General features: G+C 42.4%; 13 protein-coding genes and 1 riboswitch. Of the genes, 5 read left to right on the top strand and 8 right to left on the bottom strand.

Going from position 1 to position 12,594, the window contains the following annotated elements; all coding sequences use genetic code 11:
* Positions 1–59: 59 nt before the first annotated feature.
* Positions 60–560: an intercompartmental signaling factor BofC gene (locus NSQ76_RS13345; RefSeq protein WP_073979823.1), complete on the bottom strand. Its 501-nt coding sequence runs from the start codon at positions 558–560 to the stop codon at positions 60–62.
* Positions 561–799: 239 nt separating this feature from the next.
* Between NSQ76_RS13345 and NSQ76_RS13350 the strand changes: the two genes are divergently transcribed.
* Complete coding sequence (locus NSQ76_RS13350; RefSeq protein WP_024427853.1) at positions 800–1,444, top strand: serine/threonine protein kinase; 645 nt, start codon at positions 800–802, stop codon at positions 1,442–1,444.
* A 32-nt stretch (positions 1,445–1,476) separates the two neighbouring features.
* Here NSQ76_RS13350 and NSQ76_RS13355 read toward each other — a convergent pair whose 3' ends face one another.
* Complete coding sequence (locus NSQ76_RS13355) at positions 1,477–1,659, bottom strand: hypothetical protein (RefSeq protein ID WP_008342761.1); 183 nt, start codon at positions 1,657–1,659, stop codon at positions 1,477–1,479.
* A 190-nt stretch (positions 1,660–1,849) separates the two neighbouring features.
* Between NSQ76_RS13355 and NSQ76_RS13360 the strand changes: the two genes are divergently transcribed.
* Positions 1,850–1,996: a hypothetical protein gene (locus NSQ76_RS13360; RefSeq protein WP_164512168.1), complete on the top strand. Its 147-nt coding sequence runs from the start codon at positions 1,850–1,852 to the stop codon at positions 1,994–1,996.
* Positions 1,997–2,031: 35 nt separating this feature from the next.
* On the opposite strand, the gene thiC is transcribed toward NSQ76_RS13360, so the two are convergent.
* The gene (thiC, locus tag NSQ76_RS13365; RefSeq protein WP_327830987.1) at positions 2,032–3,792 is read right to left on the bottom strand and encodes a phosphomethylpyrimidine synthase ThiC; all 1,761 of its coding nucleotides are present in this window, start codon (positions 3,790–3,792) and stop codon (positions 2,032–2,034) included.
* A 126-nt stretch (positions 3,793–3,918) separates the two neighbouring features.
* Positions 3,919–4,027: riboswitch (TPP riboswitch) on the bottom strand.
* Between the two features lie 235 nt (positions 4,028–4,262).
* On the opposite strand from thiC, the gene NSQ76_RS13370 reads away from it, so the two are divergent.
* Complete coding sequence (locus NSQ76_RS13370; protein WP_341054277.1) at positions 4,263–4,895, top strand: LysE family transporter; 633 nt, start codon at positions 4,263–4,265, stop codon at positions 4,893–4,895.
* Positions 4,896–4,940: 45 nt separating this feature from the next.
* On the opposite strand, the gene NSQ76_RS13375 is transcribed toward NSQ76_RS13370, so the two are convergent.
* The 5 genes from NSQ76_RS13375 to nadB form a co-directional block, all read right to left on the bottom strand.
* Positions 4,941–5,558: a YhcN/YlaJ family sporulation lipoprotein gene (locus NSQ76_RS13375; RefSeq protein ID WP_024423149.1), complete on the bottom strand. Its 618-nt coding sequence runs from the start codon at positions 5,556–5,558 to the stop codon at positions 4,941–4,943.
* 330 nt (positions 5,559–5,888) lie between these two features.
* Positions 5,889–7,163 carry a SafA/ExsA family spore coat assembly protein gene (safA, locus tag NSQ76_RS13380; RefSeq protein ID WP_341054280.1) on the bottom strand — a complete coding sequence of 425 codons (1,275 nt, stop codon included), beginning with the start codon at positions 7,161–7,163 and terminating at the stop codon, positions 5,889–5,891.
* 131 nt (positions 7,164–7,294) lie between these two features.
* On the bottom strand, positions 7,295–8,404 hold the full coding sequence (nadA, locus tag NSQ76_RS13385; RefSeq protein ID WP_327823128.1) for a quinolinate synthase NadA: 1,110 nt from the start codon (positions 8,402–8,404) through the stop codon (positions 7,295–7,297).
* Positions 8,391–9,254: a carboxylating nicotinate-nucleotide diphosphorylase gene (gene nadC / locus NSQ76_RS13390; RefSeq protein WP_041115096.1), complete on the bottom strand. Its 864-nt coding sequence runs from the start codon at positions 9,252–9,254 to the stop codon at positions 8,391–8,393. Before nadC ends, nadA begins: the two co-directional genes overlap by 14 nt.
* The gene (nadB, locus tag NSQ76_RS13395; protein ID WP_327823129.1) at positions 9,236–10,810 is read right to left on the bottom strand and encodes an L-aspartate oxidase; all 1,575 of its coding nucleotides are present in this window, start codon (positions 10,808–10,810) and stop codon (positions 9,236–9,238) included. The genes nadC and nadB overlap by 19 nt, the downstream gene beginning before the upstream one ends.
* Before the next feature lie 94 nt (positions 10,811–10,904).
* On the opposite strand from nadB, the gene NSQ76_RS13400 reads away from it, so the two are divergent.
* Positions 10,905–12,047: an IscS subfamily cysteine desulfurase gene (locus tag NSQ76_RS13400; RefSeq protein ID WP_412676649.1), complete on the top strand. Its 1,143-nt coding sequence runs from the start codon at positions 10,905–10,907 to the stop codon at positions 12,045–12,047.
* A gap of 3 nt (positions 12,048–12,050) precedes the next feature.
* Positions 12,051–12,593, top strand: a complete 543-nt coding sequence (locus tag NSQ76_RS13405; RefSeq protein ID WP_034621115.1) for a transcription repressor NadR — start codon at positions 12,051–12,053, stop codon at positions 12,591–12,593.
* The last annotated feature ends 1 nt before the right edge of the window (position 12,594 follow it).

Below are 12,594 nucleotides of genomic sequence, written 5' to 3' on the forward strand. Positions count from 1 at the left end.
TTATGATGAAACCACGAAAAACAGCTTGCGGTCTTCACACCAGCAAGCTGTTACACGCTTTAAAACGATATTTCATTTCGATAAGGCTTCATGACTTCAAGCACATGCTCAAATTCATCCTTTGTTCGAAAAGGAATGCCTTGCTCAAGCTGCTTTTCCACATGGCTTTCTAAACGGGACGTATCAATTTGAAAAAAGAGATGAATAGGCTCCGCCCAGCCGTCAGGCCTTCCATGAAACGTAGAAATCACACCGTCCTCTGATAATCCGATATATCCATTTGCTTTACTTAATGGAGAGATATCATCAATTTGCTTTCTAAAAAGGGCAAAATCCTCTTTTTGTTCTACCAGCGTCCAGCCTTTATACTGCGCCCAGAATGTGTCTTTGTCTTCTAATGATGCCCGGTGTCTTTCAATACTCACATCGCCGTCTAGATAGACTTTTTCAAGCTGGACGGTAATAGAGTTTGACTGCTTTTGCAAGTGTTCTTTTCCTTCCATATCCGCAGCGAAAAAAAGCACACTTGTCATGATAAGTCCTGTAACGAAACATTTCATCTTCACTTTCACTATTTACACCTCTTTAGAACATGAGATCGATGCATGACATATGTAGTTTGACCCATTTTTCTAAACATTAACCAAATCGATGATTCAAATGTATGTTAAGAGTCTTTCGTTGTATCCTTCATTCGTAAATGTTATGTTTTATACAATCCATTGCTTTATCGAATGACACGGTTTTTTCATCATTCGTTTTTCAGCCGCATAAACTGAAACCAAAGAAGGTGAAGTCAATGTCAGAGGTCAAAAGATTAGCCGAATCGATTCAGTATCATGAAGAGAAACGTTTTCATAAGCTTGCCTATAAACCGGCAGAGCTTGAACTGTGCGGCAAAGGAAGAAGTGCCTATGTCTTTTTATACAAAAAAGACGGCAAGAAAATGGCACTAAAAGTCTTTTTCCCTTCTTATCAGCATATTGCCCGCAAAGAGGCTGCCATTTACGAAAAACTTTCTGGTTCGTCTTACTACCCTGAGATTTATGAGTCTGGGGATCAGTATATTTTAATGGAATATATTAAAGGCTACACATTCTATGAATGCCTTACAAAAGGAATTCCTATTAAAAAACAAATGATTGAACAAGTCGATGATGCGCTGGAGGAAGCGCGCGAGAAAGGATTGAATCCTTCTGATATTCATCTGCGCAATCTGATCTTAACAAAAGAAGGGCGGATCAGGGTCATTGACGTTGCCAGATTCACGCAAACGAAAGCATGTCATCAATGGGATGATTTAAAAGCCGCTTATGCCTATTACCAAAAACCTTTTTTCCCTAAAAAAGCACCGCGTCTGTGGCTTGAAGTCATTGCTTATTTGTATAAAAAGAACTGGCTGTCCCGCGGGCAGCTTAATAATCGAAATGATTTTTCTGCATAATGAAAGCCGCTCTCTACGAGCGGCTTTCTGCGTTATTCTGTTTCTACATGGATACTATTGACGTTTAATAGGTTAATGATTTCATTATTCAGCTTAAACCAATGATTGGCTTCTTCAATTTTTTTATACACATCATAGGTAGCTGGACGTTTGAGCTCGAAATCAAGCACTTCCCCATTGTTCATATGAAATGTTACCTTAAATACTTTCATCATAAGATCACCTTCCACTCTTCTTGTTCGCTGGTCAAATAGATCAGCTCTTTTCATTCATTCTCTATTGAACTCGTTTCCCCTCCTTGTTTCCATTCAAACCCAAGAAGTTTAAATTTTGTTTAAATTCGCACAAACATCTATCTCTCAAATCTGCAAAGAAGTATATTAGTTAAAAAGGAGGCTGCCCTTGATGAAGCAGAAAAAGAAACGAACATCTCCAGAAAGAAAAACAGTCTTTTTTCATTTAACAGATGCCCTCATTCCGAGTGTGGACATGATGGCATATGCAGTAAAGGCATTTTTTCACCTTTTAAGAAAAGCCTTCTCAGCCGTTTGATAAAACCCCGCACAGCATCGTGCGAGGTTCTTTTTTTAGGGCTGATAAATTTGACTTCCCTGGCTGACAAACTCCTTCGCCTTCTTTTCCATCTCTCTTTTCACTTCTTCAGATTGATTGCGGATATCATGAGAAATTTTCATACTGCAAAACTTCGGTCCGCACATCGAGCAAAAGTGAGCGGTCTTAGCACCTTCGGCAGGCAATGTTTCATCATGGAACGCCAAGGCTCTTTCAGGATCAAGTGACAGGTTAAATTGGTCCCGCCACCTAAATTCAAATCTCGCTTTCGATAAAGCATCATCGCGCTTTTGAGCCGCAGGATGTCCTTTTGCTAGATCAGCGGCATGTGCGGCAATTTTATAGGCGATCACGCCTTCTCTCACATCTTCTTTATTCGGCAGACCTAAATGCTCTTTTGGCGTTACATAGCATAGCATGGCTGTTCCGTACCAGCCGATCATGGCCGCACCGATGGCGGATGTAATGTGATCATACCCCGGCGCAATATCTGTTGTAAGAGGCCCTAATGTATAAAATGGGGCTTCCTTGCAAATGTCCATTTGCTTGTCCACATTCTCTTTAATTTTATCCATTGGCACATGACCGGGCCCTTCAATCATCACCTGCACATCATGTTTCCAAGCGATCTCTGTTAACTCACCTAACGTTTCCAGCTCTGCAAACTGCGCCTTATCATTGGCATCAGCAATCGAACCTGGTCTAAGTCCATCTCCAAGTGAAAAGGCAATATCATACGTTTTCATAATTTCACAAATGTCTTCGAAGTGAGTGTAGAGGAAATTCTCTTGATGATGAGCAAGACACCATCTTGCCATAATTGCACCGCCTCTTGAAACAATTCCGGTCACCCGATCAACTGTTAGCGGAATATATCTTAACAGCACGCCCGCATGAATTGTAAAATAATCTACACCTTGTTCTGCTTGTTCAATTAATGTGTCTCTGTACACGTCCCACGTCAAATCTTCTGCGACTCCATTCACTTTTTCAAGGGCCTGATAGATAGGAACGGTTCCTACTGGAACTGGGCAATTCCGAATGATCCATTCTCTCGTTGTATGAATATCCTTTCCAGTAGACAGATCCATCATTGTGTCTGCCCCCCATTTGATCGCCCATGTCATCTTTTCTACCTCTTCATTAATGGATGACGTGACAGCTGAATTGCCAATATTCGCATTGATTTTGACATGAAAATTCCTTCCGATAATCATTGGTTCACTTTCTGGATGGTTAATATTCGAAGGAATAACGGCTCTTCCGCTCGCTACTTCCTCTCTAACAAACTCAGGGCTTAGCTCTTCTCTTATTGCGATAAACTCCATTTCAGGCGTAATGATACCTTTTTTGGCATAATGCATTTGCGTCACGCGCGCTCCTTGTTTCGCGCGGAGCGGCTTATGATGAAAATCAGTTTGGACAGAATGGAAGGACTCCTTCTCCCTTGACCGATATCCGTTATCTTCCGGTTTTACATGACGCCCTTCATAACTTTCTGTATCTCCTCTTTCTTCAATCCATGCTGCCCTAAGACGCTTTAATCCTTTTGTGACGTCAATATGAACGTTCTCATCAGTGTACGGTCCACTCGTATCGTATACACGGACTGGTTCATTTTTTATGTCGCCCGCCTCTGTCACAGTATGTGAGAGCGCAATCTCTCTTTTCGGCACTAAGATATCGGGCCTTGATCCTTTCTCATACACCTTTCGGCTGCCATCAAAGCTGGATAATAATGATTGGTTGGATGGGATACTTTTCTTTTCCTTCATTTGCTGTTCTCTCCTTTTCTTCTTGTCACCGGACAGGATGGAATCAGCACCAGCAAAAAACCAGGCTCTATTTAAAGAACCTGGTTTCGTCGTCGGAAATAAACATGCATATCATTGATAGGATACATGCATCATCTTTAACTTCCCCACGCTGGTACGAGCCAGATCAGGTCCAAAGGGTTAAGAAGTTTATGCTTCTCTCTCAGCCCATTTACGGGCACCCCTAGTCACTTTTATTGATTTCCACATCAGTGTAGCATAGAGACTTCATGAAGAAAAGAAGATTCAGGAAAATAGTTCCTTTCCCCTACAAGCGTTATGGATCATGTTGATATACAGTCTTCTATACATCATTTATCTCTATCATTTCAATCAAATCTGAAATAAACATTGATCCTTTTCTCCTATTATGTATAATTAATCTAAACGGAGAATTTTTATACAATTTAATCAAAGGAAGTTCTAGTCGATTGCAAACATTTCTCACATTTATCGTCGTAGGATTCTCAATTGCTCTGCCTGTTGGAGCAATCACGGTTGAAATGACAAAACAGGGACTCAAAAACGGATTCTTTCATGGTTTAACTGTCGGAGCAGGCGGTATGACCATAGACTTATTACTTATTTTGGCTTTATATGCTGGATTTGCTCAGTTTTTATCTTTGCCGTTTGTTCAAATCCCGCTCTGGCTGATCGGAGCTGTATTTTTAATGATTCTCGCATACGATTCCATTAAAAATGCGGATCAAGATATCCATTTAGCAGGAGAAAAGGTCAATAAATCATTCGCAAAAACATATCGAAACGGCTTGCTCGTGGCGGTATCTCCTGGAAATCTTGTGTTCTGGGTTTCTGTTTTTGGTGCTGTACTTGCGGATGCGTATACAAAAACAGATTCATCTGAATTTATGCTGGCTGCCGGCGGTATTTTGGCAGGGATTCTCCTTCATGACATCGGTCTTCACACACTTGTATCCTTAACAAGAAAAGTGATGAATCGAACGATGATCAAGTGGACATCCATTATTGCTGGTATTTTATTACTAGGGTTTGGCTGTTATTTCTTTTACGAATTTTATATAGGCATCAAGGTTTATTTTTAAGAAAAGGCTAAAGTTCGTAATGAACTTTAGCCTTTTTGTGTCAAACTATCGGGTCATGCCTGTTTGGCCCGTTTCAAATTGCGTTCTTCTCATGTCTCTAAAGCGTGTGAATGCACCTTCATCTTTTATGACTTGGACTGCTCTTCCATCCGCATAACGAGTCGCTGCTTCTTCTACTTGTGATACGCCTTCTGACGTCAGGCGGCCATCTGATTTAATGGCAATATACACATTCTCATCCGTCACCATGACTTGAGAGTCTGCCACGTGATTCATTTTATTGATGCGGTTGGCAATTTTTCTTGAACGCTGGATGTTCTCTTGTTTATCGTAGCCTGAGAACGACATTTGGTTATGATAGTTCATATCTCCATGACTGTAGCGTCCATCTCCACCTGTGAGAGGCATTCGATCATCAGCTTGAGGACGTGTACGGTAATCAACATTTGTTGTATTTCTCCCGTTCATTCCCTCCATGAGTTCAGAAACTGGTCCTTGATGATCTTGGTTGTTGTCTTCCGCTCGTTGATTCGAATGATAACCAACCGGCTGGCCTGATTGATTATGACGTGTATCGACACCTGCGTTATTATTTGCACCACATGCCGTTAAACCAATAGGAAGAAGCACTAATGCGATTGTTTTTTGCCATTTTTGTCTCAAACGAAAAACCCCCTGTACAAATTCAATCTCATGAGCGCGAAACAGGCTCTGTTTTAGCATGTACAGTTAGGAAAAAAATCAAGCTGTCAGTTATAAACAAAAAAAGGAACGATTGAGATCGTTCCTTCTGACTGGTGACAAATGCTAAAATGTTCTTGATTTTAGCCATTTGTCTTCTTTTCAGCGTAATAGAAAACCTTTGCAATCTAGGAGGCGAGCACCGGAACGGAGCGAATTTGACATTCGTGAGTACCGGCGCGCAGACCTGACACCGAATGCGAGGGTTTGTCTACACGCTGAAAGGAACGATTGAGATCGTTCCTTCTGTCATTAATCTTCTTCTTCTTCTTCCTCCGGCCTTGCAAAAACGGATTGACCTGGATATGGCTGCATGTAAGGCTGAGCTGGATAAGCCCCCATTTGGCCATAAGGAACAGGATTCGGATAATGTCCTGGCCAAGGCTGATGATGCTTCATGCCATCATCGCATCCGCAATCTTCCTTGCCATATGCTGCATTTGAAACGTTTGGAAAAAAGCCTTGATTTGCGTTGGCATTTGCATTGGCGTTTGGATGCGTATGGTGATGCCAGTGATGTCCGTCGTTTGCATGGTGCTCATGATTTTCTCCGTAGTAAGCAGGCGCTTGATACGCAGGATAATAAGGATGAGCCGGGTATGGATATGGCATCATATGATGGTGATAATATGGATGGATAGGATAACATAAGCCCGATCCCGGTAAAATTGGCGATGCCGGCACCATTTGCTGCGGATATGGATACATCGCCGGCATGTAATGACCATGACCATAACCAAAATAAGGATCATATGGTTCATGATGATGATGCTGGTGATGATGCTCGTTATTTTCAGCCACTCCCCCTACCGCTGCCCCTCCCACATTTGGCATTTGCGGGAAGTTAGGAAGGTTCGGATGATTGCCATGCTCCATGTCTTTTCCCTCCTCTTTTTGATGCGGAATATGAATAAACGGATCATACCCCTTTGCCACTTCATCTTTTAGATGACCTTTATTTTCATGATGAAAATGGTCCTTGTGATCTTTATGTTCCTTATTTTCATGATGGACATGACCCTTGTTATCTTTGTGGTCTTTATTTTCATGATGAAAATGATCCTTGTGATCCTTTTTGTCATGAACATGATCTTTCTTCTCATGAACGTGATCTTTTTTCTCGTGATGATCTTTTTTGGGAGGAGGTGTGAATGGCTGGTAGAGATTGGTCTGATAATAGTTCACATCCACTTGCGGAAAAACTGGCTGCTCGATTTTTGGCACTGGCGGTACATATGGCACCGGTTCATTTGGCTTTTCCTTCGGTTTCGTATCTTGCACTTGCACGACATCTTTTGGCTTTTCTTTCACATACGGATGTTCTTTCGTTTTTGGCATTTCTTTTGCTTTGTGATGATCTGTTTTTACAGGAACACCACTAGATGGAATTTTAATCTTCATACCCGGCATGATTAAATCAGGATTACTGAGCTGTGAATTTAGTTTTTTCAATTCTTGAAAGTCGACTCCGTATTTCTTTGAAATTTTCCAAAGGGAGTCTCCTTTTTGCACAATATGAATTTTCAACGTTTTCCCCTCCTATGCAAAACGTGAACGTAACGGTTATGTCAGAAGTACAATATGTTTCAACATAAATTTATGCCTATTTACAAGCCGATATGATAAAAACTTGTTTTCTGATAGGAGGGGCTGATTCATTATTTAATGGCGAGCATTTTCTCGAGTGCAAGCAAAGCGTCTTTCGTGATGTCTTCATTGACCTGTATCAACCCGGCCGGCTGACCCTTCTCAATGCTTTCCAGTGACCATAGCAAATGAGGCAGATCAATCCGGTTCATAGTCAAACATGGACACATATCTGGGTTAAGAGATTCAATTTGTTTATCTGGGTGCTGCGCTATGATCCGTTTGACTAAATTCATCTCTGTTCCAATCGCCCATTTGCTTCCTGCTGGCGCCTGTTTGATCGTATCAATAATAAATTTCGTTGAACCTGCTAGGTCAGAAGCCCTTACGACCTCATGCGTGCATTCAGGATGGACAAGAATTTGAATGTCAGGGTCTTTTTTTCTCATTTCTTCTATATTCCGAACGGTAAACTTCTCATGTACGGAACAATGGCCTTTCCATAAAATCATCTTGATCCGGGAAAGCGGCTGATCGGTGATAAGCTTTTCTTCTATCTGATCCCAGACAGCCATTTCTTCTAGCGGAATACCTAAATCAAAAGCCGTATTACGCCCTAGGTGCTGATCAGGGAGAAATAGAATCCGCTCTTTTTGTGTCAGCGCCCACTCGAGTACTTTTTTAGCATTTGATGAAGTCACTGTTGCCCCGCCATGTTTGCCAACAAATGCTTTAATGTCTGCTGTTGAATTGACATACGTAAGCGGAAGTATTGTATCCCCAAACAGATCAGTGAGCTGCTCCCATGCTCTGTCTGTTTGTTTCATGTTCGCCATATCTGCCATTGAACAGCCTGCCCTCATATCTGGCAATACAACGCTCTGATTCTTGTTTGACAGCATATCTGCCGTTTCTGCCATAAAATGAACACCGCAGAATACAATGTATTCAGCCTCATGATTGTCAGCCGCTATTTGTGCCAGCTGCAATGAATCTCCTGTTGCATCTGCAAATTCAATGACCTCATCCTTTTGATAATGGTGGCCTGGTATAAAAAGCTTTGAACCAAAAGCCCGCTTAATGTCTAACACTCGCTGCTTCATCTCATCATCAGAGCGGTGTTTATATTCATCTGGCATCATGACTGCATGTTGATTGGCTAATACATTAAGCATGGACATGAGTTGTTCCCCCTTTATGACTGAATTCCATATTCATACTAAAATCAAATGCTGGAGCAGAATGTGTCAGAAAGCCAAGTGAAATAAGGTCGACTCCTGTGCCCCTGTAGCTTGGCAATGTCTCTAGCGTGATGCCTCCTGAAGCCTCTGTCAGAATGGACTCTGGCGTCATTTGTTTAAAACGTTTTACTTCGTCCGGAGAGCAGTTATCAAACATAATGACATCCGCTTTTGCATCAATGGCTTCTATAAGCTGCGTTTCTGATTCAATTTCCACTTCAATTTTCACCATATGACCGGCATATGCTCTTGCTTTCTCTACAGCTTCACGGATAGAACCGCATGCCGCGATATGATTATCTTTAATCATCACCCCATCCGATAAGCCAAAGCGATGATTCTTTCCACCGCCTGTCTTTACTGCGTATTTTTCTAACATACGCAGGCCGGGTGTCGTTTTTCTCGTATCACAAATCGTAATAGACGGGTCAGCTAATCTGCGGACCGCCTCATGTGTTAAGGTGGCGATACCTGTCATTCGCTGCAAAAGATTTAAAATGACCCTCTCTCCCTTTAATAAGTCGTTGACTGGGCCCTTTATTTTCGCCAGTACAGCGCCTGAATGAATCCAATCACCTTCTTGAAAATACAGCTCCGTTTGAATCTGTTCATTCAACAGGCCGTACCCTAGATCAATCACTTGTGATCCTGCCAATACACCAGATTGTTTCGCAATGATAAAAGCTGTTCCCTTCTTGTCTCCAAAGATGGCATCTGCTGATACATCTCCAAAGCCAATATCTTCAGTAAAAAAATGAGTGAGCATTTGTTTTAACTGTAAACGTTCCATTTGGCACCGATCCTTTCATTTTTCATGATATGAATGTGACCTTTTTCATGAACAATCTGCCTGCCCTGCCACAACGCGTCGCTCCGCTCTGGATAATCCATTCGATAATGGCCGCCTCTGCTTTCTGTACGGAGTAATGCAGATTTGGCAAGGCAAACCGCCAATGCCCATTGATTGCTTAATTCGATCTGTTCATTTGTGATATCCTTCACATTAATTTGCTGAAAATTGACACGTTGTAACGAATGGAGTAAAGTCTGCAAGCCTTTTTCATCTCTCACAATGGCCGCAAATGTGGTCATCCATTGTCTCAGTTGAGATGTTGAAATCATTGGGACCATCCATATTTCTTGAATTGAAAAAGGTGGACTTGTTTCTTTCTGTTTAGGCAGTTGTTCAATTCTCTGTGCCGCTTTGCTGCCTAACACGAGACCTTCCAGAAGAGAATTACTCGCCAATCGATTCGCACCGTGTAAGCCAGTACAGGCCGCTTCTCCAATGGCAAATAGCGCTGGAACAGTCGTTTCTCCATATTCATTGACGCTGATGCCGCCCATTAAAAAGTGCATACCGGGGGAAATTGGCAGCCTGCCGCTTTCCATATCGACGCCTGCACGCTGGCACATCTGAGCTATGGCTGGAAAACGAGCTGAAAAATGCGGGATATCCTGGATGTTAAGATACAATTGATGACCTAATTGCTGCTCATGAAAAATAGCTCTAGCGACCACATCTCTAGGTGCTAAATCAGCTTGTGGGTGAATACCTTTCATGATCCGCCTGCCTGTTTCATCTTCTAAATAAGCTCCCTCTCCCCGTACTGCCTCTGAAATGAGGCCAACTGCTTTTCCAGCGATTGTTAAAAGAGTTGGATGGAATTGAACAAATTCGAGATCCACTAATTGTGCCCCGGCTCGATAGGCCATCATCAGTCCGTCTCCTGTTATAGAAGGATCATTTGTGTTTGTCTCATATAGGGAGCCGCAGCCGCCAGTTGATAAAACAACGGCATCTGCGGTCATCGTATGTACGTGTCCTGTCTCGTCTTTCCATACAACACCCGTACATGTCCCTTCATGAATCAATAGATCAATGACATGATGATATTCGTATAAATGAATATGTGAGCCGAGCTGACTTTTCAGAAACTGTACAAGAGTTTTACCTGATTGATCTCCTCCTGCATGCAAGATGCGATGAGTGGTATGTGCTCCCTCTTTGCCTAATTGCGGCTCTCCCGCCTCATCTTGATCAAATGGACAACCTTCTGCTACGAGCTGCTCCACAAGGTGTTTTCCAAGTCTCACGATTTCTTGTACGGTTCTTTCATCATTGTGATCACAGCCGGCAGCTAGTGTATCTTGCACATGCTGCTCAGCTGAATCATGTGCTGAAAAGGCAGCAGCGATTCCTCCTTGTGCCAGCATGGAATTACTAGATGAACATTGTTTTTTTGTCATCATGATGACCTGGCAGCTTTTCGAAATGGTTTTTGCAAAGGAAAGCGCTGCAATGCCTGATCCCACCACAATAACTTTTTTGATTGATGACACCATCGCCCCTCCTGTCATTTACACCTGTCTTGACACATATCATTACACAACACTAAAATAAATACAAGAAAAAATTTTCACACGGGAGATGGATGGGTTGGTTTATTTAGATTACGCAGCTTCTACACCTGTTTCAGAGGAAGCGCTGCATGTTTTTGAGCAGCTAAGCAAAAATTTCTACGGAAATGCAAGCAGCCTTCATGATGCTGGGGGAAAAGCAAATGACATATTGACTTACAGCAGACAATCACTCGCTGCCATGATCGAGGGTGAACCGGATGGGATCTATTTTACAAGCGGTGGAACTGAATCCAATCTCCTTGCGATTCAATCGATCATCAATGGACTGCCAGCACATCAACAGCATGTCATCACAACTTCAGTTGAGCATCCTTCTGTTCATTATGCAGTTAGCAGCTTAGAGCGTTTTGGCGTAAAAGTCACGATCATTGAACCGAATCAGGATGGAATCATAACAAAGGACATTCTCAAAAAAGCATTATTGCCTGAAACAGGACTAGTATCTATTCAGCATGCTAATTCAGAAACAGGGATTATCCAGCCGCTTGCTGAATTAGCGCCTCTTTTAAAAGAAAGGAACATTCTTTTTCATACAGATGCTGTGCAAACATTTGGAAAGATTCGTGTGTCCATCAAAGAACTTGGAGTCGATGCTGTGTCCATCTCAAGTCATAAAGTGTATGCTCCTAAAGGCGCTGGTGCCGTTTATATGGGTGCTCATGTTCCTTGGAAACCTTTATATACAGGAGCAGTTCAGGAAAATGGCTTACGTCCAGGGACAGTAAACGTTCCATGTATCGGTGCTTTTGCTGCCGCAAGTGAACAAGCGATGCTTAGGCTGGATGAACAGCAAAAATTAGATAAACAGCTGCGTGATTATTTTCTTCAGCAGTTAAAAATAAGACAGCTGCCAGTTCGTACGCTTCAGGACAATGACAATCGCCGCACGCTTCCTCATATTATTGGTTGTTTTTTTGAAGGGTTTGAAGGACAATATGTAATGTTAGCATGTAACCGGCATGGGATTTGTCTATCTACTGGAAGCGCATGTGCTTCCGGTTATCACCATCCTTCCCCTGCTGTGAAGGCATTGCGTGTATCAGATCGTGATGCCCTACAATTTATTCGACTATCATTTGGATATCAGTCATCAAAAGATGACATCGATCAGCTTTTGCATACATTTGAGCATTTGCAAAAGGAGAAGAAGGGAGCTTAGGACGTGGAGCAAGAGAGGAAACTCATTGGCGAAGAAAGAAGAAACGCCATTTTAGAGTGGCTGAAAGAAACAGACACACCGCTTACTGGAAGCTTTTTAGCTAAAAAGGCGGCTGTCTCTCGGCAAGTCATTGTACAAGATATTTCATTATTAAAAGCAAAAAACGAACCCATTATTGCCACAAGCCAAGGCTATGTGTATATGGCAGCGCAGCATGCGCCAGAAAGAGAAATTGAACAAATCATCGCCTGCAAACATGATCCTGCTCGTACAGAAGAGGAACTGACCTTGATTGTAGACTTTGGAGTGACGGTGAAAGATGTGATCATTGAGCACCCTGTTTATGGTGAACTAACGGCCTCTATTCGCGTCAGCACACGGAAACAAGTCGCTGATTTTGTCCATCGTATTTCTAACACCGGCGCGTCCTACTTGTCAGAACTAACAGACGGCGTGCATCTGCATACTCTCACTTCTTACAGCCAAAAACAGCTTGACCAAGCCATTCAAGCGCTGGATGATGCTGGGTTTTTAATAAAAGACTAAA

Source organism: Bacillus sp. FSL M8-0256 (assembly GCF_038005765.1).
Taxonomy (GTDB): domain Bacteria; phylum Bacillota; class Bacilli; order Bacillales; family Bacillaceae; genus Bacillus; species Bacillus safensis.